30 protein-coding genes and 1 pseudogene are annotated in these 26755 nt (G+C 39.4%); 27 read left to right on the forward strand and 4 right to left on the reverse strand.

The window, feature by feature from the left end:
* Nucleotides 1–341 precede the first annotated feature (341 nt).
* The 17 genes and pseudogenes from PGQ38_RS04605 to PGQ38_RS04685 all read left to right on the forward strand — a co-directional run bounded on the left by PGQ38_RS04605 (nucleotide 342) and on the right by PGQ38_RS04685 (nucleotide 16947).
* Nucleotides 342–3392, forward strand: a complete 3051-nt coding sequence (locus tag PGQ38_RS04605) for a VaFE repeat-containing surface-anchored protein (protein WP_270430897.1) — start codon at nucleotides 342–344, stop codon at nucleotides 3390–3392.
* Between the two features lie 178 nt (nucleotides 3393–3570).
* Nucleotides 3571–3894 (forward strand): YdcP family protein, encoded by a 324-nt coding sequence (locus tag PGQ38_RS04610; RefSeq protein WP_270430898.1) that lies wholly within the window; start codon nucleotides 3571–3573, stop codon nucleotides 3892–3894.
* 15 nt (nucleotides 3895–3909) lie between these two features.
* A complete protein-coding gene (locus PGQ38_RS04615) occupies nucleotides 3910–4296 on the forward strand; it encodes a YdcP family protein (RefSeq protein ID WP_118573165.1) in 387 nt (128 codons plus the stop codon).
* A 110-nt stretch (nucleotides 4297–4406) separates the two neighbouring features.
* On the forward strand, nucleotides 4407–4739 hold the full coding sequence (locus PGQ38_RS04620; RefSeq protein ID WP_007286208.1) for a PadR family transcriptional regulator: 333 nt from the start codon (nucleotides 4407–4409) through the stop codon (nucleotides 4737–4739).
* 4 nt (nucleotides 4740–4743) lie between these two features.
* The gene (locus PGQ38_RS04625; protein ID WP_055056277.1) at nucleotides 4744–5310 is read left to right on the forward strand and encodes an HAAS signaling domain-containing protein; all 567 of its coding nucleotides are present in this window, start codon (nucleotides 4744–4746) and stop codon (nucleotides 5308–5310) included.
* Between the two features lie 72 nt (nucleotides 5311–5382).
* Nucleotides 5383–6776, forward strand: a pseudogene (locus tag PGQ38_RS04630) (FtsK/SpoIIIE domain-containing protein).
* 157 nt (nucleotides 6777–6933) lie between these two features.
* Nucleotides 6934–8166: a MobT family relaxase gene (gene mobT, locus PGQ38_RS04635; RefSeq protein ID WP_330674431.1), complete on the forward strand. Its 1233-nt coding sequence runs from the start codon at nucleotides 6934–6936 to the stop codon at nucleotides 8164–8166.
* Nucleotides 8167–8169: 3 nt separating this feature from the next.
* A complete protein-coding gene (locus PGQ38_RS04640; RefSeq protein WP_081021271.1) occupies nucleotides 8170–8304 on the forward strand; it encodes a DUF3789 domain-containing protein in 135 nt (44 codons plus the stop codon).
* Nucleotides 8301–8522, forward strand: a complete 222-nt coding sequence (locus PGQ38_RS04645) for a hypothetical protein (RefSeq protein WP_004844214.1) — start codon at nucleotides 8301–8303, stop codon at nucleotides 8520–8522. Before PGQ38_RS04640 ends, PGQ38_RS04645 begins: the two co-directional genes overlap by 4 nt.
* 4 nt (nucleotides 8523–8526) lie before the next feature.
* Entirely contained in the window at nucleotides 8527–9018 is a 492-nt protein-coding gene (locus tag PGQ38_RS04650; protein WP_270430899.1) for an antirestriction protein ArdA, read from the forward strand.
* 15 nt (nucleotides 9019–9033) lie between these two features.
* Complete coding sequence (locus tag PGQ38_RS04655) at nucleotides 9034–9429, forward strand: hypothetical protein (protein WP_270430901.1); 396 nt, start codon at nucleotides 9034–9036, stop codon at nucleotides 9427–9429.
* Nucleotides 9430–9445: 16 nt separating this feature from the next.
* The gene (locus PGQ38_RS04660) at nucleotides 9446–9949 is read left to right on the forward strand and encodes an antirestriction protein ArdA (RefSeq protein ID WP_270430902.1); all 504 of its coding nucleotides are present in this window, start codon (nucleotides 9446–9448) and stop codon (nucleotides 9947–9949) included.
* 112 nt (nucleotides 9950–10061) lie between these two features.
* A complete protein-coding gene (locus tag PGQ38_RS04665) occupies nucleotides 10062–10451 on the forward strand; it encodes a conjugal transfer protein (RefSeq protein ID WP_005611098.1) in 390 nt (129 codons plus the stop codon).
* Nucleotides 10438–12891, forward strand: coding sequence for a conjugal transfer ATPase TcpF (gene tcpF, locus PGQ38_RS04670; RefSeq protein WP_270430904.1), 2454 nt, complete (start codon nucleotides 10438–10440; stop codon nucleotides 12889–12891). The genes PGQ38_RS04665 and tcpF overlap by 14 nt, the downstream gene beginning before the upstream one ends.
* Nucleotides 12888–15026, forward strand: coding sequence for a CD3337/EF1877 family mobilome membrane protein (locus PGQ38_RS04675; protein WP_270430905.1), 2139 nt, complete (start codon nucleotides 12888–12890; stop codon nucleotides 15024–15026). Before tcpF ends, PGQ38_RS04675 begins: the two co-directional genes overlap by 4 nt.
* Nucleotides 15023–16030: a bifunctional lytic transglycosylase/C40 family peptidase gene (locus tag PGQ38_RS04680; protein ID WP_270430906.1), complete on the forward strand. Its 1008-nt coding sequence runs from the start codon at nucleotides 15023–15025 to the stop codon at nucleotides 16028–16030. Before PGQ38_RS04675 ends, PGQ38_RS04680 begins: the two co-directional genes overlap by 4 nt.
* Before the next feature lie 14 nt (nucleotides 16031–16044).
* Nucleotides 16045–16947 (forward strand): conjugal transfer protein, encoded by a 903-nt coding sequence (locus tag PGQ38_RS04685; protein WP_118332774.1) that lies wholly within the window; start codon nucleotides 16045–16047, stop codon nucleotides 16945–16947.
* 65 nt (nucleotides 16948–17012) lie between these two features.
* Here PGQ38_RS04685 and PGQ38_RS04690 read toward each other — a convergent pair whose 3' ends face one another.
* A complete protein-coding gene (locus tag PGQ38_RS04690) occupies nucleotides 17013–17336 on the reverse strand; it encodes a winged helix-turn-helix transcriptional regulator (protein WP_025579182.1) in 324 nt (107 codons plus the stop codon).
* A gap of 123 nt (nucleotides 17337–17459) precedes the next feature.
* Here PGQ38_RS04690 and PGQ38_RS04695 point away from each other — a divergent pair, with 123 nt between their 5' ends.
* The gene (locus PGQ38_RS04695) at nucleotides 17460–17978 is read left to right on the forward strand and encodes a nitroreductase family protein (protein ID WP_025579184.1); all 519 of its coding nucleotides are present in this window, start codon (nucleotides 17460–17462) and stop codon (nucleotides 17976–17978) included.
* 84 nt (nucleotides 17979–18062) lie between these two features.
* Here PGQ38_RS04695 and PGQ38_RS04700 read toward each other — a convergent pair whose 3' ends face one another.
* The gene (locus tag PGQ38_RS04700; protein WP_243243723.1) at nucleotides 18063–18227 is read right to left on the reverse strand and encodes a hypothetical protein; all 165 of its coding nucleotides are present in this window, start codon (nucleotides 18225–18227) and stop codon (nucleotides 18063–18065) included.
* A gap of 151 nt (nucleotides 18228–18378) precedes the next feature.
* Here PGQ38_RS04700 and PGQ38_RS04705 point away from each other — a divergent pair, with 151 nt between their 5' ends.
* The 5 genes from PGQ38_RS04705 (at nucleotide 18379) to PGQ38_RS04725 (ending at nucleotide 20481) form a co-directional block, all read left to right on the forward strand.
* Nucleotides 18379–18603 carry a hypothetical protein gene (locus PGQ38_RS04705; RefSeq protein WP_187566411.1) on the forward strand — a complete coding sequence of 75 codons (225 nt, stop codon included), beginning with the start codon at nucleotides 18379–18381 and terminating at the stop codon, nucleotides 18601–18603.
* A gap of 117 nt (nucleotides 18604–18720) precedes the next feature.
* Nucleotides 18721–19170, forward strand: coding sequence for a LytTR family DNA-binding domain-containing protein (locus PGQ38_RS04710; protein ID WP_187566412.1), 450 nt, complete (start codon nucleotides 18721–18723; stop codon nucleotides 19168–19170).
* Entirely contained in the window at nucleotides 19163–19576 is a 414-nt protein-coding gene (locus PGQ38_RS04715) for a hypothetical protein (protein WP_187566413.1), read from the forward strand. The genes PGQ38_RS04710 and PGQ38_RS04715 overlap by 8 nt, the downstream gene beginning before the upstream one ends.
* Nucleotides 19577–19581: 5 nt before the next feature.
* Nucleotides 19582–20193, forward strand: coding sequence for a methyltransferase family protein (locus tag PGQ38_RS04720; protein WP_187566414.1), 612 nt, complete (start codon nucleotides 19582–19584; stop codon nucleotides 20191–20193).
* 102 nt (nucleotides 20194–20295) lie between these two features.
* Nucleotides 20296–20481: a cysteine-rich KTR domain-containing protein gene (locus tag PGQ38_RS04725; RefSeq protein WP_187566415.1), complete on the forward strand. Its 186-nt coding sequence runs from the start codon at nucleotides 20296–20298 to the stop codon at nucleotides 20479–20481.
* Between the two features lie 114 nt (nucleotides 20482–20595).
* Here the strand turns inward: PGQ38_RS04725 and PGQ38_RS04730 are convergent, their stop codons facing one another.
* The gene (locus tag PGQ38_RS04730; protein ID WP_118218378.1) at nucleotides 20596–20955 is read right to left on the reverse strand and encodes a helix-turn-helix transcriptional regulator; all 360 of its coding nucleotides are present in this window, start codon (nucleotides 20953–20955) and stop codon (nucleotides 20596–20598) included.
* Between the two features lie 496 nt (nucleotides 20956–21451).
* Between PGQ38_RS04730 and PGQ38_RS04735 the strand changes: the two genes are divergently transcribed.
* The 4 genes from PGQ38_RS04735 (at nucleotide 21452) to PGQ38_RS04750 (ending at nucleotide 24027) form a co-directional block, all read left to right on the forward strand.
* On the forward strand, nucleotides 21452–21883 hold the full coding sequence (locus PGQ38_RS04735; RefSeq protein ID WP_173824822.1) for an RNA polymerase sigma factor: 432 nt from the start codon (nucleotides 21452–21454) through the stop codon (nucleotides 21881–21883).
* The gene (locus PGQ38_RS04740) at nucleotides 21873–22112 is read left to right on the forward strand and encodes a helix-turn-helix domain-containing protein (protein WP_270430908.1); all 240 of its coding nucleotides are present in this window, start codon (nucleotides 21873–21875) and stop codon (nucleotides 22110–22112) included. The genes PGQ38_RS04735 and PGQ38_RS04740 overlap by 11 nt, the downstream gene beginning before the upstream one ends.
* Before the next feature lie 494 nt (nucleotides 22113–22606).
* Nucleotides 22607–22801 carry a DUF3173 domain-containing protein gene (locus PGQ38_RS04745; RefSeq protein ID WP_009265203.1) on the forward strand — a complete coding sequence of 65 codons (195 nt, stop codon included), beginning with the start codon at nucleotides 22607–22609 and terminating at the stop codon, nucleotides 22799–22801.
* A gap of 35 nt (nucleotides 22802–22836) precedes the next feature.
* Entirely contained in the window at nucleotides 22837–24027 is a 1191-nt protein-coding gene (locus tag PGQ38_RS04750) for a site-specific integrase (protein WP_005611123.1), read from the forward strand.
* Nucleotides 24028–24243: 216 nt separating this feature from the next.
* On the opposite strand, the gene PGQ38_RS04755 is transcribed toward PGQ38_RS04750, so the two are convergent.
* Nucleotides 24244–26715, reverse strand: coding sequence for a toll/interleukin-1 receptor domain-containing protein (locus PGQ38_RS04755; protein ID WP_270430910.1), 2472 nt, complete (start codon nucleotides 26713–26715; stop codon nucleotides 24244–24246).
* Between the last annotated feature and the right edge of the window lie 40 nt (nucleotides 26716–26755).

Genomic DNA, 26755 nt, shown 5'->3' on the forward strand with positions numbered 1-26755 from the left:
TGCATGGTTGCCAGTGTTATCATTTTGTTATTAAATAGAACCTTGACTCCCCTCAAACGCCCTGTTTATGCGGGTTCTCAGATTTTTTTCATTATTCAAACTCCAGACAGACAGTACGGAGTATAAAGCAAAATCGTTGATTTTAAGCCATTTTTAGGCAATATAAGTAACTATAAAACCATATAAAAATATTAAAAAATGCAATTTTAATGCAATGAGGTGCAATTAAAATTATCTGATTTGTACCTAATCCCAAATCTCAATATCGACTATTTAGTTAAAGGCGTTCAATAAATGAGCGTCTTTTTTCATACCCAAAATCGAAAGGAGAAAGAGAAAATATGAATAAGCTAGTAAAGCGATTACTGACAGGAACGCTTGCTTTTGCAACCATTCTCACGGCATTACCAGTGACGGCGGTTCATGCTTCCGGCAATCAATACTGGACAGAATCAGCAGAACGTGTCGGCTACATTGAACACGTTATGAATGATGGTTCTATCAAATCTACATTCAATGAGGGACACATGAAAGTTGAGGGCGAAACTGCCTACTGCGTGGACATCAACACCAATTTCAAGAATGGATATAAAACACGTTCTGACGCAAGCACCCGTATGAGTAGCGATCAGATTGCAGACGTTGCTCTTTCCTTAGAGTACGTCAAGCAATATACCACTTCTCATACGAACTTGAATTACAAACAAGGTTATCTGTTGGAACAGTGTGTTGTCTGGCAGAGATTGAGTGAACAACTCGGCTGGCAGTGCGACAACGTCAGAGCTTCCTATAATGAAATCTCACAGGCAGTACAGAATGAAGTGTATGCTGGTGCGAAAGCATTTGTGAAAGCAAACAAAGGACGCTATGAATGTGGCGGTTACATTTATACCGGCGAAGGACAGGACATCGGACAGTTTTGGGCGAAGTTAAATGTGGGAAATGCAAAGGTTAAAAAGACTTCTTCCAATCCCACGGTCACAGATGGCAACGCCAACTATTCCTTTGAGGGTGCGACATTTGGTGTCTATTCTGATAAGAGCTGTAACAGCCAGCTTGCCACACTTACTGCCGATGGAAACGGCGATACCAAAGAAGTTGAGGTAAAAGCCGGAACAGTTTATATCAAAGAGCTTTCTGCTCCAAAGGGTTATAAGTTGGATTCTACTGTTCATTCCTTAAATGTGGAAGTTGGAAAAACAGCGACTTTGACTGTTGCTGATACTCCAAAAGTCACAGAAACTTTGATTGATTTATTTAAAATCGACATGGAAACAGGAAAATCCACTCCACAGGGAACTGCTTCTTTAGAGGGTGCAGAGTTTACATGGAGCTATTATGACGGATACTACAATGCAGACAATCTTCCTGCAAAGGCTACCCGTACATGGACAACTAAAACCGTTGCAGAAAAAGACCGTGACGGAACTATCCATTATGTATCCAGACTTGCCGACAGCTACAAAGTATCCGGCGACAGCTTCTATACACAGGACGGTAAGAATGTACTGCCACTTGGTACATTCACTGTCACAGAAACAAAAGCACCAAACGGCTACTTATTAGATGGTGCATATATGCAGGCTGACGGAAGTTCTGACCAGATTAAGGGGACGTACCTTACACAGATTTCCGAAGATGGCGAACTTGCCGTACTTTCTGGAAGCAACCAGTATTCCGTATCCGATAAGGTTATCCGTGGCGGTGTGAAAATCCAGAAACGTGACCTTGAAACAAAGGATACCAAAGCACAGGGAAGTGCGACCTTACAGTACACAGAATTTAACATCATTTCCTTAAATGACAGTCCTGTACTGGTTGAGGGAAAATTATACAGCAAGAATGAAACGGTAAAGAAGATTCAGACAGGCATTGACGGAATTGCTTCTACTTCTGCTGACCTGCTCCCTTACGGAAATTACAGATTAGAAGAAAGCAAAGCACCAGAGGGCTACTTGACAGACGGTGCAAAAACAATCGACTTTTCTATCACGGAAGATGGAAAAATCGTGGACTTGACCGATAAATCTCACTCTATCTACAACCAGATTAAACGTGGCGATATTGAGGGTGTAAAAATTGGTGCAGGTACACACAAACGTCTTGCAGGTGTTCCATTCAGAATTACAAGCAAGACAACGGGAGAATCCCATATTGTAGTTACTGACAACAACGGTCAGTTCTCCACTGCTTCAAGCTGGGCTTCCCATAAGGTCAATACCAATGCCGGAAAATCCAGTGAGGACGGTGTATGGTTTGGGACATCTGAACCAGACGACAGCAAAGGTGCATTACTCTATGATACCTATGTGATTGAGGAATTAAAGTGTGATTCCAACGCCGGATTTAAGCTGATTCCAGCTTTTGAGGTAGTCGTATCCAGAAATAAAGTGACCGTAGATTTAGGGACACTGACCGATGAATACGAAAAAGAAATCACAATCCATACCACAGCTACCGACAAGAAAACAGGCGAAAAAATGATTGTTGCCGGAAAAGACATCAAGATCGTGGACAAAGTCACACTTGATGGCTTGGAAGTTGGAACAAAATATAAACTTTCCGGCTGGCAGATGTTAAAGGAAGAAAACGCCGAACTTCTGATTGACGGGAAACGTGTAGACAATGATTACACATTCACTGCTGACAGCGAAAAAATGACAGTTGAGATTACTTACAGTTTTGATGGTTCAGCTCTTGGCGGTAAGAACCTTGTTACATTTGAGGAATTGTACGATATGAGCAATCCGAAAGAGCCTGTCAAGGTTGCCGAACATAAAGACATCAACGATGATGGACAGACGGTTCTTATCACGGAACGTATCATCAAAATCCATACGACTGCTACGGACAAGAACGGCAAGAAAGAAATCGAAGCCGGAAAAGATGTAACGATTGTGGATAAAGTCACATTAGATGGTCTGGAAGTTGGAACAAAATACAAACTTTCCGGCTGGCAGATGTTAAAAGAGGAAAATGCAGAACTTCTGATTGATGGAAAGAAAGTATCCAATGATTATGAGTTCACAGCCGACAGTGAAAAAATGACGGTTGAGATTGCGTTTACCTTTGATGGTTCTTCACTTGGTGGTAAAAACCTTGTTACCTTTGAGGAATTATACGATATGACCAATCCAGACGAACCAAAGAAAGTGACGGAACATAAGGACATCACAGACGATGGACAGACCGTGACAATCAAGGAAGTGCCGGAAGTCCCAGACACACCAAAGGATACCGACACGCCGGATACACCATCTACGGTTAAGACAAGTGACAGCCCAAAAACAGGCGACAATACCAATATCTATGCTTATCTTGCCATGCTCGGTCTTTCCTGCGTAGGGCTTGGCGGTATGCTTTACTTCAAACGCCGTAGAAAAAAATCGTAAGGCAGTAACGTAGCGGTTGGTGGAACGTTCAAGGTCGCCACCCTTTTTGCAACTTCACGCTCCCGTGAAGCACTTGGTTTACGGGAGCGTGAAGTCCACTAGGGGCGTGGGGAGTGTAGCTCCCCACAACGTACAGCAGGAAAGAAACTAAAACAGAAAGAAAAGAGGTCAATTATTTATGGAATTAAGATCTGTCGTACCAAACATGGAAAAGACATTCGGAAACTTGGAGTTTGCCGGAGAAAACACTACGGAACAGCAGAGAATCAATGGGCGTATGGCTGTCATTAACAGAAGCTACAACCTGTATTCCGATGTGCAGAGAGCCGATGATGTGGTCGTGGTGCTTCCTGCCAAAGCTGGCGAAAAACATTTCTCGCCGGAGCAGAAAGTAAAACTTATCAACCCACGAATCACTACCGATGGTTATAAAATCGGGGAACGTGGATTTGTCAATTATATCCTGCTTGCAGACGATATGTTACCAGCAGAAAGTAAATAAGGGGGTATTCAGATTATGAGATTAGCAAATGGAATCGTCATTGATAAAGAAAAGACTTTTGGAGTGTTGAAGTTCTCCGCATTGCGCCGTGAGGTTCATGTACAGAATGAAGATGGGACGGTCAGTGAGGAAATCAAGGAACGTACTTACGATTTAAAATGCAACACACAGGGACGCATGATACAGGTATCCGTTCCGGCGACTGTTCCGTTAAAAGATTATGATTACAACGCCGAAGTGGAACTTGTCAATCCTGTTGCAGACACGGTAGCCAATGCAAATTATCGTGGTGCAGATGTGGACTGGTATGTAAAGGCTGATGATATTGTCTTGAAGAACAAAGGCAACCAGAACGCAGGCAATCCACAGAATAATAACACGCAGGGACAACCGAAAAAATAGTAATTGATATACCTTTCAAAAAAAAGTGTTGTTCAATTAAAATATACTGTTGACATTCATAGTACTGTGTAGTACGATATATCTATCAAGAAAACAGTGAGGTGAACAACATGAACTTAGACAAATGGAAATCTCAAATAGTGCGAGGTACATTGGAATATTGTATTTTGCTAATGCTGGATAAAAAAGTATATTATGGGTATGAGATTTTACAAGAATTGAGCAAATATCCTATAATTACTTCTACGGAAAGTACAGTATATCCATTGTTAAGAAGATTACAAAAGGAAAACTACTTGCAATCAACTTGGCAAGAGTCCACAGAGGGCTTGCCACCTCGTAAGTATTATTCATTAACACCAGACGGAAAAAATTATCTGGACGCTATGAATACTGAATGGGAAAATTTATTAAATGCTATGTCTGATTTGAAAGGAGAATAAAATTATGAATACTACGTTTGAAAAATACTTAGATACTATTGATAAATGTTTGAAACCACTTCCAACTTCTGAACGTGTTGATATTGTAAAGGAAATAAAAGGCTCTATTTTAGAAATGGAAAGCGAAAACCTCTCAACAGAACAAATTTTAACTAGATTAGGAAAGCCAAAAGACCTTGCAAAAGCCTATCTTGGAGATTTACTTGCAAAGGAAAACGGTTTTAGCTGGAACAGATTTTTAACAGTTTGTGCTTTTTATAGCTTAGTAGGTTTTTCTGGATTGTTTGTAATACCAGTTTTAGTTATTGTTGCACCTACTTTTATTCTGTGTGGTGTTGCTTCTGCTGTATTAGGGATTATAAAATTAGTAGATTATTTATTACATTTGAATATTCCTTATGTAGATTATATTGGTTTTCAATTTGGAAATACAGCTTTAAGCCCTATCCCAGTATTTATCTTATCACTAATCACGGGGATAATCTTGTTCTTATTAGGACGAGGTGCATGGAAGTTATTGATTACCTATTGCAAAGGTATTAGTAAAACTAAAAACAATTTATCAATTTAATATGTATGTGTATTTAAGCAGTTAGCCTTAGGATTGACTGCTTTTTCACACCCAGAAAGGAGTGATTGATTTATGCGTAAGATTTGGAATAAAGGACACCGTATCAGAGCCAGCGACAAGCACCTTGTCTATCACTTTTCCATAGGAACGCTTCTGTTTGTATTTGTAGCGGTTCTTTTGCTACTGAATATCAAACAGCTCATGCGTACCGATTGGGAGCATTTCAGCTTGTTTGAGAATGGCTTGACGCTTTCCCCTTACAACTTCATAACCATACTGATAGCGACTGGTGTTTGTGCATTGGTCGCTTTTCTGTATTACCGCTTCTGTTACGACAGTTTCAAGAAGCTCCTGCACCGTCAAAAGCTGGCACGAATGGTACTGGAAAATAAGTGGTATGAAGCCGATACCGTACAAGACAGCGGTTTTTTACTGACCTGCAAAGCAGATCAAGGGAAAAAATCGTGTGGTTTCCCAAAATCTATTATCAGATGGACAATGGTTTGTTATATATTCTGTGTGAAATCACAATGGGAAAATATCAAGAACAGCTCCTGTCCTTAGAGGATAAACTGGAATCGGGGCTGTACTGTGAGCTGACCGACAAGACACTGCATGACGGATACATCGAATACACCCTGCTCTATGATATGATAGCGAACCGTATTTCGATTGATGAAGTGATTGCCGAAAACGGCGGTCTGCGGTTAATGAAAAATCTGGTGTGGGAATACGATTCACTTCCCCATGCCCTTATCTGCGGTGGTACTGGTGGTGGAAAAACCTATTTTCTGCTGACCATCATTGAAGCCCTGCTTAGAACCAATGCGGATTTATATATTCTTGACCCGAAGAACGCTGACCTTGCAGACTTGGGAACGGTCATGGGAAATGTCTATCACACGAAAGACGATATGATTGACTGTGTCAATGCCTTTTATGAGGGCATGGTCACACGCTCGGAAGAAATGAAACTGCACCCGAACTACCGCACAGGGGAAAACTATGCCTATCTGGGGCTTGCTCCACAATTCCTTATCTTTGATGAATATGTGGCGTTCTTGGAAATGCTCACAACAAAAGAAAGCACCGCCCTGTTAAGCCAGCTAAAGAAAATCGTCATGCTCGGCAGACAGGCTGGATACTTTCTGATTGTAGCTTGCCAGCGTCCAGACGCAAAGTATTTCTCGGACGGTATCAGAGATAACTTCAACTTTCGGGTGGGGCTTGGTCGCATGAGTGAACTCGGCTACGGTATGCTCTTTGGAAGTGATGTGAAAAAGCAGTTTTTCCAGAAGCGAATCAAAGGGCGTGGATACTGTGATGTGGGAACAAGCGTCATATCAGAATTTTACACTCCCCTTGTACCCAAAGGATATGATTTCTTAGGTACGATTGGGGAACTTACACACATAAGGCAGGACGGACAGGTGGCGTGCGGAGCGAAAGCCACAGGTACGGACTAGCCTTGCTGGTGTGGCGGTAGCCACGCCAGCAGACAACAGCCCCTCGGTATCTAACAGAGGGGCACAAATCACAAGGAAACATACACAAAAGTTACCGATTCTTGGCTAAAATCAAGCGTTTGGTAGCTTTTTTTATTGCTGTGACATCGGATAAAAAATGTCACAGTTTTTTCGTAAAGGGGGTATCGCACTGAATGATACAGAGTGGATACAGGATTTTGCAGACAGACGTTTGCAATACAGTGTATCCCAGACGAAACTTGCGGTCATGGCTGGAATCAGCCGTGAACATTTAAGCCGTATCGAATCCGGCAAGGTGGCGGTCACAGAAGAAATGAAAGTGAAACTTTTGGAAGCTCTGGAAAAATTCAATCCAGAAGCACCACTTACCATGCTGTTTGATTATGTGAGGATACGGTTTCCGACACTGGATATTGGACACATCATTAAGGACATCTTACAGCTCAATATCCAGTACATGATACATGAGGACTTCGGGCATTACAGCTACACGGAACACTACTACATCGGAGATATTTTCGTATATACTTCTCCCGATGAAGAAAAAGGTGTCCTGCTGGAATTGAAAGGAAAAGGCTGTCGCCAGTTTGAAAGTTATCTGCTGGCACAGGAACGGAGCTGGTATGATTTCCTTATGGACGCTCTGGTGGACGGCGGTGTGATGAAACGCCTTGACCTTGCCATCAATGACCATACAGGAATGTTGGATATTCCAGAACTGACCGAAAAATGCCGGAATGAGGAATGTGTATCGGTGTTCCGTTCCTTTAAGTCCTATGCTTCCGGCGAACTGGTCAAGCATGAGGAACAGGACAAGGCTGGTATGGGTTATACGCTTTATATCGGCTCATTGAAAAGTGAGGTGTACTTCTGTGTCTATGAAAAAAGCTATGAGCAGTACATCAAACTGGGGATTCCCATTGAGGAAGCACCGATAAAAAACAGATTTGAAATACGGTTGAAAAATGAACGTGCTTATTATGCTGTCCGTGACCTGCTGACTTACTATGACGCTGAACGGACGGCATTTTCTATTATCAACCGTTATGTACGCTTTGTGGATAAGGTAGCAGACAAGAAACGGAGCGACTGGAAATTATCTGTCCGCTGGGCGTGGTTCATCGGGGAAAACAGAGAGCCGTTAAAGCTCACGACCAAACCCGAACCTTACACACTGGACAGAACCCTACGCTGGATTCAACGGCAGGTTGACCCGACACTCAAAATGCTGGAAACAATCACAGCAAAAACAGGCGTTGATTATCTGAAAGAAATCCGTAAATCCACAAAACTGACGGAAAAGCACTACAAGATAATCGAACAACAGACCACATCTACCGAAGATGTAATTTTGGAAAAGGAGAATTGAAAAATGCAACGATTATTATTTGACTTCCTGTTCTTCTCTTTAGGGGGAACAGTTGGCGTGGTTGCCATGTGTATTTTACAGGCTGGCAGACAGTCTGACCGAAAAATGATGGAACTGAAAGGAGAAAAGAAAGCATGAATTTTGGACAGAACCTTTATAACTGGTTTTTAAGCAATGCACAGAGCCTTGTGCTTATGGCGATTGTGGTTATCGGTATCTACTTGGGATTCAAACGTGAGTTTTCCAAACTCATCGGATTCTTGGTAGTTGCCTTAGTAGCAGTTGGTCTTGTATTCAATGCGTCCGGCGTAAAAGACGTATTGTTACAGCTATTCAATAAGATTATTGGAGCGTAAGCCTATGGAAGAATGTAGCGTATTGATAGAAAGTACCTTGCCAGCAGAGGATAAAACCTCTCGCTGGTTCAATCTCCCCATTGATTATGAGCTGTTCCATGACCTGCTCGGTGTGGAAGCTGACAGTAAAGACTATCAAATCATTGATATGAAGCTCCCCTTTGCTGGCGACATTGTAAGGTCAACTTCTGTCAGACGGTTAAACAAGCTGTACTTTGCTTACACGGATTTATCGCCAGAGGTTCAGCAGGCTTATAAAGAGTTGATTTCCTATTGTGGCGGTGTAGAGGATTTATTGCAGAAATCAGAAGAATTTCTGTTTTATCCAGAGTGCCACAACATCATGGACGTTGCCCGTTACCGCTTGGAGCATAACATTGAATTTTCTGCTCTTTCCGAAAAAGGAAAGAAATATTTTAATCTGGAAGCCTACGCCCATGAACTGGACGAAAAAGGACGTTATGCAGTCTGCAACAATGGTATGTTTAAACTTTGACAGATGGTATTGCTTATGGCAGAAATGAAAGTATTTGTTATCAATCTTGAGGAACAGGAAAAAGATACAGGCTGTGCATGGTTTAAACTTCCCTGCAACATAGAAGCATTAAAACAAACCATTGGATTACCGCCGGACAGTGACCGTTATCTTATCAGTGATTATGATTTTCCTTTTGAAATCCTGCAAGATACAGACCTTGACCTGTTAAACAATATCTGCCTTGCAATTTCGGAGAGTGAAATTCCACCCGAAGATATACCTGCAATTCAAAGAGAATGGTTTTCAAATCTGCAAGAGCTGGAAGCCGGACTTGGCAGTATTACATACCATCGGAACTGTTCGGCTATGGAAGAAACATCAGAACATTTCCTGTGTGTGCATGGCAGATTTTATGAATACAATGAGTGAAAGGAAGTGACCGTTTATGATTGATGATATGCAAGTCTATATAGCCAATCTTGGCAAGTACAATGAGGGAGAACTGGTCGGGGACTGGTTCTCTTTTCCATTGGACGAAGAAGTGATTGCAGAACGTATCGGCTTAAATGCAGAGTACGAAGAATACGCAATCCATGATACGGACAACTTCCCGATGGAGATTAGCGAATACATTTCCATCGAAGAACTGAACCGTATCTATGAACAGTTGGAAGAATTACCGGATTACCTGCTGGACGACTTGGACAGTTTTATATCCTGCTATGGAAGTCTGGAAGAACTGGTGGAACATAAGGACGACATCATTCTGTATTCCGGCTGTGAAACGATGACCGATTTAGCCTACTATCTGATTGATGAAGAACAGGCACTCGGAGAAATCCCGTCCCACTTACAGAACTATATCGACTACGAAGCCTACGGGCGTGACCTCGATATAGAGGGGACATTTATTGAAACAAACGCTGGTATCTGTGAGGTACTGCGTTAAGGGCTGGCAGATCAGCACCGCCACTGGTGCTACTGTCAGCTTTTTCTTGGGGACAGTCTGGGAAATCCGGCTGTCCCTGTTGTTAGGAAAATGAAGAAAGGAGCATTTACAAGTGAAGAAAATCCGAAGTTATACAAGTATCTGGAACGTGGAAAAGGTACTGTATGCCATCAATGATGTAAACCTGCCATTCCCTGTGACCTTTACCCAGATTACATGGTTCGTGCTGACGGAATTTATCATCATTCTGTTTGCAGATGTACCGCCACTTTCCATGATTGAGGGTGCGTTTTTGAAATATTTCGGGATTCCCGTTGCCCTTACATGGTTTATGTCACAGAAAACCTTTGACGGGAAAAAGCCATACAGTTACATCAAGACAATGGTTCTGTATGCCCTGCGTCCCAAAGTGACTTATGCCGGAAAAGCCGTGAACCTGCATAAGCAGAAATTTGAGGAAACTATCACGGCAGTAAGGAGTGTGACCTATGTTCCCGATTAAATATATCGACAACAACCTTGTCTGGAACAAGGACAATGAGGTGTTCGCCTACTATGAGCTGATACCTTACAATTATTCGTTCTTATCCCCAGAACAGAAATACCTTGTGCATGACAGCTTCCGTCAGCTTATTGCACAGTCTCGTGAGGGAAAGATTCATGCGTTGCAGATTGCAACTGAAAGTTCAATCCGAAGCATACAGGAACAGTCAAAGAAGCTGGTAACTGGAAAGCTCCGTGAGGTAGCAATCCAAAAGATAGACGACCAGACCGAAGCCCTTGTATCCATGATAGGCGACAATCAAGTAGATTACCGTTTCTTTCTGGGATTCAAGCTCATGGTCACAGAGGACGAAGTCAATCTGAAGAACATCAAAAAATCGGTATTTCTGACATTCCGTGAGTTTTTGAATGAGATAAGGCACACGCTGATGAATGACTTTGTTTCCATGAGCAATGATGAAATCAACCGTTATGTGAAGATGGAGAAATTACTGGAAAACAAAATCTCCCGTAGGTTCAAAATCCGCCGACTGGAAGCCAAAGACTTTGCGTATCTGATGGAACACCTCTACGGCAGGGACGGGATAGCCTATGAAGATTATGTATATCCTCTGCCAAAAAGAAAATTAAAAAGGGAAACACTGATTAAGTATTATGACCTTATCCGTCCTACTCGTTGCGTGGTGGAAGAAAGCCAGCGATATTTGAGTCTTGAACATGAGGACAGCGAAAGTTATGTATCCTACTTTACGGTCAATGCCATTGTCGGAGAATTGGACTTCCCATCATCGGAAATCTTCTACTTCCAGCAACAGCAGTTCACATTCCCTGTGGATACGTCCATGAATGTTGAGATTGTCGGAAATAAGAAAGCCTTAACCACTGTCCGTAACAAGAAAAAGGAATTAAAGGACTTGGACAATCACGCCTATCAAGCCGGAAATGAAACAAGTTCAAATGTGGTGGAAGCCTTAGACAGTGTCGATGAACTGGAAACAGATTTAGACCAGAGCAAGGAAAGTATGTACAAGTTAAGTTACGTCATACGGGTGTCTGCACCCGATCTTGACGAACTGAAACGCCGTTGTGATGAAGTCAAGGACTTTTACGATGATTTGAACGTGAAGCTGGTACGTCCTGCCGGAGATATGATGGGACTGCATGGAGAGTTTCTTCCAGCCAGCAAGCGTTATATCAATGATTATATCCAGTATGTGAAATCCGATTTTTTAGCCGGACTTGGCTTCGGTGCTACCCAGATGTTGGGAGAAAATACAGGAATCTATATCGGATATTCCGTGGATACGGGAAGAAATGTCTACCTGCAACCGTCCCTTGCCAGTCAAGGGGTAAAAGGTACGGTCACAAATGCGTTGGCTTCTGCTTTTGTGGGTTCGCTTGGCGGTGGAAAGTCATTCTGTAATAACCTGCTGGTATATTATTCCGTCCTGTTCGGGGGACAGGCAGTTATCCTAGACCCGAAAAGTGAGCGTGGAAACTGGAAAGCAACACTGCCGGAGATTGCAGAGGAAATCAACATTGTAAACATTACCAGTGATTCCAGCAATCAAGGACTGTTAGACCCGTATGTGATTATGAAAGATGTCAAGGACGCTGAAAGTCTTGCCATCGACATTCTTACATTCCTTACAGGAATTTCTTCAAGGGACGGCGAAAAGTTCCCTGTCCTTAGAAAAGCTGTCCGCACGGTATCCCAGAACACAAACCACGGGCTGTTGCAGGTCATTGAGGAACTGCGAAAAGAGGATACCGCCGTATCCCGTAACATTGCAGACCATATCGAAAGTTTTACGGACTATGATTTTGCACAGCTTTTGTTCTCGGACGGTTCGGTGGAAAATGCAATCAGTCTGGATAACCAGCTCAACATTATACAGGTTGCAGATTTGGTTCTGCCGGATAAGGATACTACCTTTGAGGAATACACGACCATTGAACTGTTGTCGGTATCCATCTTAATTGTTATCAGTACCTTTGCCCTTGACTTTATTCACAGTGACCGAAGCATTTTTAAAATCGTGGATTTGGACGAAGCATGGGCGTTCTTGAATGTGGCACAGGGAGAAACACTCTCAAATAAGCTGGTGCGTGCTGGTAGAGCCATGAACGCCGGAGTCTATTTTGTGACACAATCCTCTGGGGACGTATCGAAAGAAAGTCTGAAAAATAACATCGGCTTAAAGTTTGCGTTCCGCTCCACAGATACCAATGAAATCAAGCAGACCTTAGAGTTTTTCGGTCTGGACAGTGAGGACGAAAACAACCAGAAACGGTTGAGGGATTTGGAGAACGGACAATGCTTAATGCAGGATTTATACGGACGTGTCGGTGTGGTACAGATACACCCTGTCTTTGTAGAACTGCTCCATGCTTTTGATACCAGACCGCCGATAAAAAGTGAGGTGGATTTGGAATGATGAAATCTGTCACAAAAGAAAAGGTATTCCATGTACTGAAACTGGTTCTGCTTTCCGTGACCGTCACACTGGTACTGCTGTCCCTGCTTGGGACGGTAGCTCATGCGTCTGGACTGGTCGATGATACGGTCAATGCAGACAACCTGTATTCAAAGTATCCGCTTTCCAACTATCAGCTTGATTTCTATGTGGACAATAGCTGGTCATGGCTTCCGTGGAACTGGCTGGACGGCATTGGGAAATCAGTGCAGTACGGACTTTACTGTATCACAAATTTTGTCTGGACAATCAGCCTGTATCTTAGCAATGCCACAGGATATGTGGTGCAACAAGCGTATAAGCTGGACTTTATCAATGACATGGCTGACAGTATCGGGAAAAGTATCCAGACACTTGCCGGAGTAACCGAAAACGGATTTTCCAGCAGTGGATTCTATGTGGGATTCCTGCTCATTATCATTCTGATTGTAGGTGTTTATACCGCCTATACAGGGCTTCTCAAACGGGAAACAAGCAAGGCACTTCACGCTGTTATCAACTTTGTGATGGTGTTCATTGTGTCTGCGTCCTTTATTGCTTATGCTCCCAACTATATCCAGAAAATCAATGATTTCAGTTCGGACATCAGCACCGCTTCTCTAGACTTGGGGACAAAAATCATGCTCCCCGATTCACAAAGCAAAGGGAAAGACAGCGTAGACCTTATCCGTGACAGCCTGTTTTCGATACAGGTAGAAAAACCGTGGCTGTTATTGCAGTTCGGGAACAGTGATACCGAAGAAATCGGGGCTGACCGTGTGGAAGCTCTGGTATCTGCCAGTCCGTCAGACGAAGATGGGGAAACGAGGGAAAATGTTGTCAAAACAGAGATTGAAGATAACGACAATGACAACCTTACCATTCCACAGGTCGTCAACCGTCTGGGTATGGTGTTCTTCCTGCTCATTTTCAATTTCGGTATCACAATCTTTATCTTCCTGCTTACCGGCATAATGTTATTTTCCCAGATACTTTTTATCATATATGCCATGTTTTTGCCCGTCAGCTTTTTACTGTCCATGATACCGACTTATGAGAACATGGCGAAACAGGCAGTTGTCCGTGTGTTCAATGCCATTATGACAAGAGCCGGAATCACACTGATTGTGACCGTGGCATTTTCGATTTCCAGTATGTTCTACAACATCTCCACGGACTACCCGTTCTTCATGGTGGCATTTTTGCAGATAATCTGTTTTGCCGGAATCTACATGAAGCTCGGAGAACTAATGAGTATGTTCAGTCTTAATGCCAATGACAGCCAGCAGATAGGTCGCCGGATTTTCCGTAGACCGATGGTGTTCATGCGACATCGTGCAAGACGTATGGAACACAGGATTGCAAGGGCTGTCGGTGCTGGAAGTGTTGCAGGTGCGGTGGCTGGTGCAAGTGTTGCCAGAGCCGGAAAGCCAGCAACGAACCAACCGCCAAAGAAACGGGAAAATACTTCTGCCAGCATGGGAAGCCATGTCGGTTCTGCGGTAGGTGCTGTGATGGATACAAAAAATAAAGTCCGTGACGGTGCTTCTTCTCTGAAAGAAAATGTGAAAGATTTGCCGACACAGGCTGGTTATGCTGTCCATTCTGCGAAACAGAAAGCAAAGAATAATGTGTCAGACTTTAAGCGTGGCGTTGTGGAAGAACGGGAAAACCGACAGGAACAGCGTACACAGAAACGCAACCTGCACAGGGAAAATATCTCACAGAAAAAGCAGGAATTACAGAAAGCACAGGAAGCAAGGCAGACCGTTCATGCGAATGGATCAGCGACAGCCGGAGCTACCAGAAGCCATGAACGCCCTGTTGCCACACCTGTTCCAAAACCTGCACAGACCGATACAGTCACAAAGCCGGATATAAAACGTCCTGCTACTTCTCCTGTGATAAAAAATGCAGAAGTCAAGGCTGGAAAAGAAACTGTCCGAACCAATATCAGACAGGAACAGCAGGTCAAATCGGTTACCAGAATAAACCAGCCAAAAGTGACGGAATCCATCAGCAATCATAAGAAATCTACGGTACAGAAAACACAGGTCAATGGGAAATCTGCCCGTAAGACTGTTACGAAACAATCAGAGAAAGGACGGAAGAAATGAGATTAAAACGTATCCTTATCATAGGTACGATATTTCCAGTCCTTTTCTCCATCGTCCTCTTTTTTGGGATACTGATTTCCGGCGAAGATGACGACAGTTCCAACAGCTATTCGCCTGTCTACTCTGGCATGAACCTGTCAGCCGATGTCCTCAAACATCAGCCAATGGTAGAAAAATACGCCAGAGAAAACGGTATCTCGGAGTATGTGAACGTCCTGCTTGCCATCATACAGGTGGAAAGTGGCGGTACGGCTACCGATGTCATGCAGTCCAGCGAAAGTCTGGGACTACCGCCAAACTCATTAAGTACAGAAGAATCCATTAAGCAGGGGTGTAAATATTTTGCGTCCCTGCTTTCTTCCTGTAAAGCCAAAGGCATGACGGACATTAACGTGGTCATTCAGTCTCATAACTATGGCGGTGGCTATGCAGACTATGTGGCGAAGAACGGAAAAAAGCACAGCTTCAACCTTGCGGAGAATTTCGCAAAGAATAAATCCGGCGGTACAAAAGTGACCTATACGAACCCGATAGCGGTCAGTAAAAATAGTGGCTGGCGGTATAACTACGGAAATATGTTCTATGTGGAGCTGGTCAACCAATATCTGACCGTGAAGCAGTTCAGCAACGAAACGGTACAGGCGGTTATGAATGAAGCGTTGAAGTATCAAGGCTGGAAATATGTCTATGGTGGCAGTAACCCGAATACCTCTTTTGACTGTTCTGGTCTTACCCAGTGGTGCTACGGAAAAGCCGGAATCAGCCTGCCACGAACCGCACAGGCACAGTATGACGCAACCCAGCATATCCCATTGTCACAGGCACAGGCTGGCGATTTGGTCTTTTTCCATTCCACCTACAATACCAGTGACTATGTTACCCATGTAGGAATCTATGTGGGTAACAATCAGATGTATCATGCCGGAAATCCAATCGGCTATACCGATTTGACCTCTGCCTACTGGCAACAGCACATCATTTGTGCCGGAAGAATCAAACAATAGAAAGGACTTGAAATATGTTTAAGAAGAAAGAAAAAACAGAGAAAGCACCTAAGAATAAGAAAGTGCGTACCATGAAAGTCGGGACACATAAAAAATCTGTCTTGCTGTTGTGGGCGGTGCTTTTAGCAAGCACCAGCTTTGGTGTGTATAAGAATTTTACCGCTATTGACACCCACACGGTACATGAAAAAGAAATCATTCAGCTAAGATTGAACGACACCAATGGGATTGAGAATTTCGTCAAGAACTTTGCGAAAGCCTACTACTCATGGGATACCAGCAAGGAAGCCATTGAAGCAAGGACAACGGAAATCAGTAAATACCTTACCAAAGAATTACAGGACTTGAACGCCGATACCATCAGAACGGACATACCGACCAGTGCGACCGTTACAAATGTACTGGTCTGGAACGTGGAACAGTCTGGAACGGACGATTTTACCGTTGCCTACGAAGTAGATCAGCAGGTAAAAGAGGGAGAACAGACACAGGCAGTCACAGAAAACTACACCGTGACCGTTCATGTGGATAAGGACGGTGCAATGGTCATTACCCAGAATCCTACCCTTGCTCCGGCGGTGCAGAAATCAAAGTATGAACCGAAAGCACAGGAAGCCGATGTCAATGTCAGCTCCGATACAGTCAAAGACGCTACCACTTTCTTGGAAACATTCTTTAAGCTCTATCCGACAGCTACGGAAAAAGAACTTACCTATTATGTTAAAGACGGTGTGATTGCTCCTGTATCCGGTGACTATGTATTTTCAGAACTGGTAAACCCTGTCTTTATCAAAGATGGCAATAACCTCAAGGTCAGCGTGTCCGTAAAGTATCTGGATAACAAGTCGAAAATGACACAAATCTCACAGTATGAGCTTGTGTTACATAAGGACGATAACTGGAAGATTGTAGAATAAGTTTGTAAAAAATGCTAAAAGAATATCATGGTAAATAATTTATAAAAAGTTATTTACCATGACATTTATTTTTGAATCAAATATTGTTCTCCCCAATTACATAGTTCATCAAGAATGGGTGTCAGTGTTTCCCCGAATTTTGTTAAAGAATACTCTGTTTTTGGAGGAACAACTGGATAAACCTTACGGTTAATAAGTCCATCTTTTTCAAGCTCTCGAAGCTGTTGAGCTAGCATTTTATCAGTCGCTTTCGGAATTAGTTTATGAATTTCATTGTACCGTAACGTTTTGTTCATTAAATGCCATAAAATAACAGCTTTATATTTTCCACCAATAAGTTGAATGGTTGCCTCAACTGGACAGCTAAAACCACAACAATTATTTCCCATAATATCTTCACTTCCTTTTTGGGTAGTATATTACAAAATAGTGCGTTCTTGTACAAAAATACTATTTCAGATAGAATTATAGTACAGGTTGACCTAATATACAAGAATTAAGGAGATTTTAATATGTCATTATTAGATATTGCTAAGAAAAGATATTCTGTTAGAAAATATGAAGATAAACCAGTTGAAAAAGAAAAGTTAGAAAAAATACTTGCTTGTGCTCATGTTGCACCAACTGCGGCGAATTTACAGCCGGTTAAATTGTTAGTGGTACAGGACAAAGAGCGATTAAAAAGCATTGCTAAAGCTGGAAATATTTACAATGCTCCACTGGCAATTATCGTTTGTGCAGACCATTCAAAGGCATGGACAAGACCTTTCGATAATAAACAGACGACAGATATAGATGCTTCTATCTTAACAGATCATATGATGTTGCAGGCGACAGAATTAGGATTAGGAACTGTATGGGTATGCTTTTTTAAACCAGATGTAATCAAGAAAGAATTTCAGTTACCGGATAATTTAGAGCCTATCAATATTTTGGCTATCGGTTATGGAAAAGGTATTGCAGAAGATTCAGAACGTCATTCAGAAACACGTATTCCTATGGAAGAATTAGTTTCTTATGATTATTTATAAATTTGGACAGAGATTATAGGTTGGGACAAAAGGCTTGCGTCATACTCTATATAGTATGCTCCGCAAGCCTTATTTCCATATATTCTATTTTGTTGTAGCTTTAAAAAGTCGTTCTGTACCGCTAATTTCAGCTAAGACAATATCCGTCATACGTTGTAGATTGGCAACATGATACGGATTGACCTGTTTTACCCATTCAATCGTATCTTGTTTTTGAATACCAGAAAGATACCGCTGTAAAACTGTCATACACTTTTCCAGCAGTATCTTTCGTTCTTCTTGAAAAAGTTCATAATTACAATGGGCATATCGAACGATATTAACGGAAAAGTTGACAAAGTGCATTTTTAGAAAGATGAATTGAAACACCATATTTTGATAGAATTAGGAGTCAAAAGATATGATAGGGATTAAAAAAAGAGATATTAAAAAAATGTTGAAACTTGGTGCTAAGGCAGGTGGAGTATCACTTGCTGATGTTCGGGCTGATATAGAAGCTACTATTGATGAAGCAATGACTAGTACAGACCCAGAGGTACAGGCGAATTTCAAAAAGCTGTTTGGAAATAAGCGTCCCACGTCAGAAGAATATATCTATAAAATTACAAAGAAAATAAAACTTTAATTGGATAAAGTGGAATGTGGGTATTTTACATACTGTTAAGGGTATTTGAACTTAAAGTGCTTGCGATTGTTTTGGAGAAATATTAAACTTCTATTAAAGTACATGGAGGAAAGCATATTGAAACTGCAACTATTGGAAAAAAAAGATTTGGCTGAACCGGAAATAGATATACGATATTCAAGTATGACCCAACCTTTAAATCGGATTGTTCAATATATCCATCAACAAGAATATCTTATACAAGGAATTTTTGAAAAAAAGCTGTATCAGATACCATTAAATGAAGTCTTGTATTTTGAAACTGTTGATAAAAAAACATTTATGTACACTCAACAAAAAATATTTGAATGTAAAAAGACACTTTCTGCTATTGAACAAGATTTAATAAGGTCAAATGTTGTAAGGATAAGCAAAACAGCCTTATTGAATATTTCTTGTCTGGTCTGTGTTAAACCTTACCCTAACCACAGATTATTGGCAGAACTTAACAATGAAGAAAATCTAATTGTTTCAAGAAAATATATTCCTATTCTAAGAGATAAGATAAGGAGTGGCTATTATGAATAAATTTTTAAGGACATATCTTCCTGCATTTTCTATGGCGTTTACATTTATTATTTTGTATGCAACGATAAGCAATATTATAGCAGGATATTCTAAAGACAGATTTTGTTTTTTTATTTTGCAGGTGTCTGTTTATCTTATGGTGTCAGTGATTGTCGATTGGCTTCTATCATTTATAGATTTTAGCAAATATATATATCACTTTATTGCTGAAATGATTATATTATATCCAATAACTATTGGTGTGGCTTTTATAGGCAAATGGTTTGCGTTTAGTACAATTAACATTACATGGTATTCATGCGTCTATATTTTAATTATGATAGCTATTCATTGCTATTTTTATCATATTTCCAAAAGACAAGCTGATGAAATAAACAATTTTTTAAAATTAAGGAATAAGAGGTAATAGTAATGGGAGATATGACAAAATTTAATAGTGCTATTGAATATTATACATTTAATGTGTTGCTAATTTGTTTACTTATTTCCGAAATATTTATTTTCTTTTATACGCGTTCAAAACAAAATAGAACTAAAAAAATTGACACTAGAGATTTAGGAACGAAATGGTTGTTATATTTAAACTTTGTATTTTGCTTGATAATTAGTTTTCTATGTGTCAGTCAAAAAGCTCCATTTTACATAAGAGAATTGACGTTGCCTGCTTACTTTGCAAAAATTGGTATGTTAATTATAGCAGTCGGGATTTGTATTCGTATAAAAGCTGTTTTAACTTTAAAAAAGGCATTTACATTAAATGTTCAGATTAGTAAAGAACAACAGCTAATAACAAATGGTATGTATAAATTTGTCCGCCACCCTGCCTACACTGGAAGTATTCTGTCATTATTAGGCGTGAGTATTGCGTTAAAGAATATCCCTGCTATAGTGATAGTTGCTATTTGTAGCTTTGTTTGTTATCAAATAAGAATAAATGTTGAAGAAGCAGTTTTACAAAAATATTTCAAAGAATATAAGTTATATAAAGAAAAAACATACAAACTTTTTCCGTATATATATTAAAATTGCTGATGCTTTGGAGATAACTTTAGTAATGGTATTGACTAGTTATTTTTTATGAAGAAATAAAATTTGTAAGATTAAGCGAATATGAGAGGAGCTTTTATGAGTAATCAATCGTGGGTGTTTTGCCCTATTTGTAACAATAAGACACGAACCAAAATACGGAACGATACAGAATTGATAAATTTTCCGTTATTCTGTCCGAAGTGCAAACAAGAAACTATAATCAATATGAAAAGTGGAAATATAATTATCAGAGAGCCAGACGCTAAGACGCAGAGCCGATAATTTGTAAGTTATTGTAACTTATAGATTGTCGGCTCTTATTTGTTACCTGCGAAGCAGATCAGCAAATAAATGTTGAAGAATCTGTATAGAAAAACAGAGAAAATAAGAAGCAAATCACTTCTTATCCTCTCTGCTGTTCAAGATACCGTCAATCGTACCTTGAATGATTTTTAATTCGTTATCACTCAATAAATCAAGTGACGAATCTATCTGACGGCGGGCTGTATTTTTTTCAACATTCTTCGCTGGATAGAAATACTCGTCAACAGATATATTGAACATGGTAACTAAATCATGGAATAACTGAAAGCTAGGGTGTTTTCCTATATTTTCAATATCTGCGATATGACGTTCTCCGTAAAAGACTTTATCGCCTAAATCATTTCTGGAAAGCCCTGCTTTCTCTCTGGCTTCTCTGATTGCCAGTCCTAAAGGACGAAAATCAAAGCTGTGCGTATCTTTCTTTTTTCTCATTTTTAATCACCTAGCATGAGTTTATACTTCATGTTATGTGATTAGAATATGTTAAAAACTCATATTATATGCACTATAAATTCGATAAAAATATTACCTCGTTCGGTAAATAAAAAAACCGTTCTGTGGGTAATCTCTTTTATAATGTCCAAAAATATAGGGACGGTTTTGGTATAACCAGAGCTGTCCTTTTTCTATTTTCACAGGCTTGCTCTGGTCAAGGAGCAATTTGTGATTCTAAGTAAAACAGGCAGTCTATACCGACAACCGAATGTATTCCGTCTTTTTCTTAGTACATCATCAGTCCTTGAACATGAATTAAAAACTCATATATCAGATGTTTTAAAAACGGTCTATTTGTTATTGGTGCAAATAGGCTGTTTTCATATTTACAAAAAATTTTTTCAATCCTGCAACAAATCACACCTTGCCGTACAGATATGGTGCGGAAAGAGGGATACATACTTTTCACTTCATAGCGAAAGGGGGTGTGATTTTGAAACCATCAGACTTCCAAAAGACAATACAGTGTCAGTTTGACTGTAAGCTCAAAAAGGTTGTGAAAGGCATTGTCCGTAACTACCGCAAGGAATTAGCCAGACGACAGGCAAAGGAAGTATCCTTTTGTGAGCTTCCAGAGATTGTTGTTGAGAAATTGATTGTATGGGACGATTACGAAAGTGAATATACAACATTCGATGTGTGCGGTACAGAAATCCGTGTACTTGATGAAGAACTTGCAGAAGCACTGAAACAGTTGCCGAAGCAGAGTCGGAACATTGTATTGATGTTTTTCTTCTTGGATATGAGCGATTCGGAGATAGGCGAAAAGCTGAACATCAACCGAAGCACATCATACAGGCACAGAAGAAATTCACTTGAAGAAATCAGAAAGCAGTTAAAGGAGAAGAAAACAAATGAAGAATAAGCAACACACACTTCCATCATTTTTTCTCATATCATCAGCCGTGGACGGTAATGAAAACGCCATAGAAAAGCTGTTGTTATTCTATGAAGCCTACATATCAAAATGCTGTTTACTCCCGTTTTACGATGAATACGGCAACGTATACATTGTGGTTGATATGGAATTAAAGGGACGTATCAGAGAAGCCCTTTTGAAAATGATATGTGAATTTGAAATAGACGAACATTAAGTAATATTTGAGCGGAGCATGATTTAACAAACTCCCCTCTTTCCTGTTCCGCTTTTCCTTATCATTCTGTATCAGTCCATTTGCAAAAATGAATTGATACAGGCTGACAAGAGCCTAACAGTTCTTTGACAAGTGAATAAAGCAGTCAGATACGTTTGTGCTTGCAGTGAGCCATCAGAGGTTGTACGCCGTGACTTTTCCAATCGGGAGATAGCGATTCATGCAATGATCTGGGAGCGACCGTTGGAAAAGTCGTTCTGCCATGACCTGCAACACAGGATAATGATACACCCGTATGACACGGTTCAGCCCACAAGAATGGGAATGGTTGAGATACCAGCGGAGCTTGCCGAAGCCGTCTGATTGCTTGTAAAACTATCTAACAACGATTTTGCAAGAAAAAATCATCTTAATAGAGCTTTTTTGCTCATCATTTGATATACTGATAGACAAGATATTGAGATTTCCTTATCTGGTCTATGGAAAGGAGGATTATGATTACCGTAACAAAAAAAGACCTCATAGCACTAGGTTATGGAACTTCTTTCTCGGCAGACATCATAAGAAAAGCAAAAAAACTTATGATTGAAAAAGGGCATACTTATTACCAATCCCGTAAATTGGACAGAGTACCCAAAGAAGCCGTGGAAGAATTATTAGGGATTACATTATCAGACACAAACGATTGATTGTACTTCTTGCATATCATGTAAGGAGTGAAATCATGGCAAAAGACCCTATTAAGAAAGCAGATAACGGAACTTATTATTTCAGAGCTAATTTAGGCTACAATCCCATTACCGGAAAACAGATACAGAAATACCGAAGTGGATTCAGAACGAAAAAAGAAGCAAAGGAAGAATATTCAAAACTGGTGTTAGCTTCTACCGAAGAATTAACAACAAAAAAAGATGGCGTTTCTTTTCAGCAATTTATAGAAGAAACCTACCTGCCATGGTATAAAACACAGGTAAAAGAAAGCACTTATCTTAATCGTGCTACTACCATCAAGAAACATTTTTCCTATTTCTACAAAATGGAAACAGACGAAATCGAACCTATCCATGTTCAAAACTGGCAGTTGAAACTTGCAAAAGATTTTAGCCCTAATTACATTCGTATCGTACAGGGAATGCTTTCTATCGCATTTGACAGAGCTATTGTTCTTGGAATTGCGAAGAAAAATCCTTCTCGTATGATAGGCAATATCAAAAGCAAGAAAACCAAAGTTGATTTCTGGACATTAGAAGAATTTCAAAAGGTTATTTCCTTACTCTGTAAGAAAGACTATTATGAACATTATCTGTTTATATCGTTCTGGTTATTATTTATGACTGGTATGCGAATTGGCGAAGCGTCAGCATTACATTGGTCAGACATAGATTTTGAAACAGGCTTGCTTAGCATTACCAAAACATTATATTACCGAACAATGACGGACTATAAATTCGTTGAGCCGAAAACACAGGCAAGTATCCGTACTATTTATATTGATTCAGATACACTCAATGAGCTAAAGGCTTGGCAAAGTGTTCAACAACAGGTTCTTCCCGATTGTCCACTTGTACTAAGTTATAACGGAACTCCAACCAGTAAAACAACGCTTCCCAGAGCTTTGGAAAAGTTGTCAAATTTAGCAGGTGTTCATCGTATTAAAATTCATGCCTTGCGACATTCACATGCTTCATTGCTTATCAGCATGGGCGAAAATCCTTTACTTATCAAGGAACGTTTAGGACATGAAAAAATACAGACAACACTCGGCACTTATGGTCATCTGTATCCAAATACGAATCTTGAAGTTGCTAAAAAACTGACTGGAATATTACAAGTACAATCTGCTACTGAAAGCATTGCTAATTATACCAGCAATCAACATACAGCAATCTATCACAGAACAGTTGAAGAAAAATAATGCAATGAAAATGCAATCCTATAAAGGAAAAGCTGTAAAACCCTTGTAAACAAAGGCTTTACAGCTTAGCTCCAACTATTCAAACTCTTTTTCGGGTTTGATTTTTCATGTTACTTAATTGTTATTGCGTTTCAAAACCGTATCATTTTGATACGATTTTGTATCTTGTTAATGTGGTTTTAAAGCTGCTGTACCCAAATTGTACCCATCTACAACTTACGAAGCATATTTATTTAACCGTATAATAAAACGATCTTTTGCCTCATCTGTATAGTTTTTAATATGCATCTTAAAATACTCAATAGCACCAATACAATCACCCTTTTTAGCTCTAATCAAAGAATCCATGCAAACAATGTTATCATTATATCTCTGCCTCAATTCAACCTTTTTAAAATAGTCAGCAATATCTTTCATGGTTTTTATATCACCAAATTTCTCTGCGATATCAAATTTAACCAACCTCGCATAATGAATATTTTCATTCATTTCTATTGCCTGATTTATATATCCAATTGCTACATCATAATCATTCTCCATAAAGGCAGCATATTGTGCTTTAAATCTAAGCGTTAATTCTTCCGATATTTTGCTACCAATACTTTCCATGTTTTCAATTAATTCTTGCAAAATCTTCTTTTTATTATCAACATTGTCGGATTTTATTACACAAGTAAAATATGCCTGTATATGATATGGATTATCCTTATAATTTTCATAATTTAACCTTGCTAATTCCAATGCCGATTCATAATCTTGCATTCCGATATATATCTGTACCTTCTCTCGTTTTGCTTTAGAAAAATTTTCCCTTAACTTTAAACTATTATTGATTCGTTCTAGAGCTTTATCAAATCTTCCAATCTGTCTATAATAAAATCCAAATAAAAATTCATGATCAGCGCCTTCTATCTTCATTACTTCATCCTTAAACCGGTCTTTTCTAAGTTTGGCTAATGCTGAGCACAATAAATATCTTATTTCAAAAATAATTCGTTGATCCATAAATGAAGAACCTTGCAATGCCTTATCAGCAAATTGTACAACCTCATTATTTTTACCAAAATTATATAAATCATTCATTATTTTCAAATAAATTGATGGAATAATATATTTATTATCAATATCAATTCCTTCAATTAATGAAGTTTTCAAACTATGCAATAGTTCTGGGACATCATAATCTCTATCGTCAATGTTATTTACAAAATCATGTACATTTTCTTTGAGCCTTTTCTCATGTGCTTTGGAGATTTTGTATTCGCTTCGCTGAAGATAATCCCTTATTGTATCATTTACCCTAATATATTCACGTAATACACCTACATATTCACATATTCCTCGATAATATAATTCATCAATATAGTTCATATACTTAAAGGAATCTGATACAATAGACATTAAATAGCTAATACTGATATAATCAAAAGATCCAATTAGAGCCAAAAATTCCATCAACTCCCCATTCTCTCTCACATCTTGCAACATAATTGCTGCTTTTCGGTTGCTGAAATATGTAACATCATTAATATTATTGTAGAAATATTGCCATCCTTGATTTTTAATTATTGAAACAGCAAAAAAGACTTGCTCCGGCAAACCTGTCAAAAGATTACTTACTATTTTTGTATTCTCTGTGTCCAAATTTACATTTTCCAATTCAAGATATCTTTTTAATAATCCATTTCTTTCCTTAATATCCAATTCTGGCAAGGCAATATCGTATACACGCCCTGATTTTAATCCTTTAACAAAATATCTAAATTTACAAACCAATAAAAATGTAATTTTACTTTTAACATCCAAATCTTGAATGGCATCATCAAACCATTCTGCCATTTCTCCCTCATGATTCACAATACATCCATTATCAATAACAAATACCAATTCCCTACTTTTTTGCAATTGAACAATAATATCTCTTAAAAGAGAGACTTTAGTCTTCATATCCATACTTGCAACTAATTCAATTGTAATTTCAACATCAGTAATAAATCCAAGATCATACAATTTCAAAATGCAATCTTCTATACTTTCATCAGATCTTAATACAATATACGAAAATGGAAAAGTTTCCTTTACAATATTACTTTTATACAAACTGTGTTTCAAGAAGGTTCTCCTTCCTATTCCTTCAAGTCCCGATGCAATAATTGCCACTGGTGTTTCTTTATCAAAGTCATCCATTCTTTCTTCAAAATTTCGTAAATATTCATTACGTCCAACAAAAAGTAGATCCCTTTCTTTTAACTTAGGATGTTTTTCATAAGAAATCTCTATCATACGTTGTCTAATGACATTAGACGCTTTTGTTTGGCTACATATTCTCTGAATATTATATTCTTGTCGCATCCATGTAGGAATTCTATCATCGTCATATTTCACAATTGCATCTATAATAATTGGACAAATCTGATACTTTTTCTTCTCTTCAGCTATATCCTCAACCTTTTTTAGTTCATCTTGTACCCACTGTGAGGCCAAAGCTTTGTCAGACAAAAAAATCACAAACAAATCTGTTACTCCTAATTGATAATATATCTCTTCAATAGTTTTTCTGCCTTCTTGAAACACCACATTATCAATCACGACACTATCTTCTCCTAGAGCCTTTACCAATTTCTTATATACAATGTTTACATACCATTCCTTATCCTCACTACTATGTGATAAAAAAACTTTTGCCATCTGCATTTTCCTCCGTATATTTTATTAATAAGAAGCATAT

It is taken from the genome of Blautia faecis, from assembly GCF_027662325.1.
In the GTDB taxonomy this organism is placed as follows: Bacteria; Bacillota; Clostridia; order Lachnospirales; family Lachnospiraceae; genus Blautia_A; species Blautia_A faecis.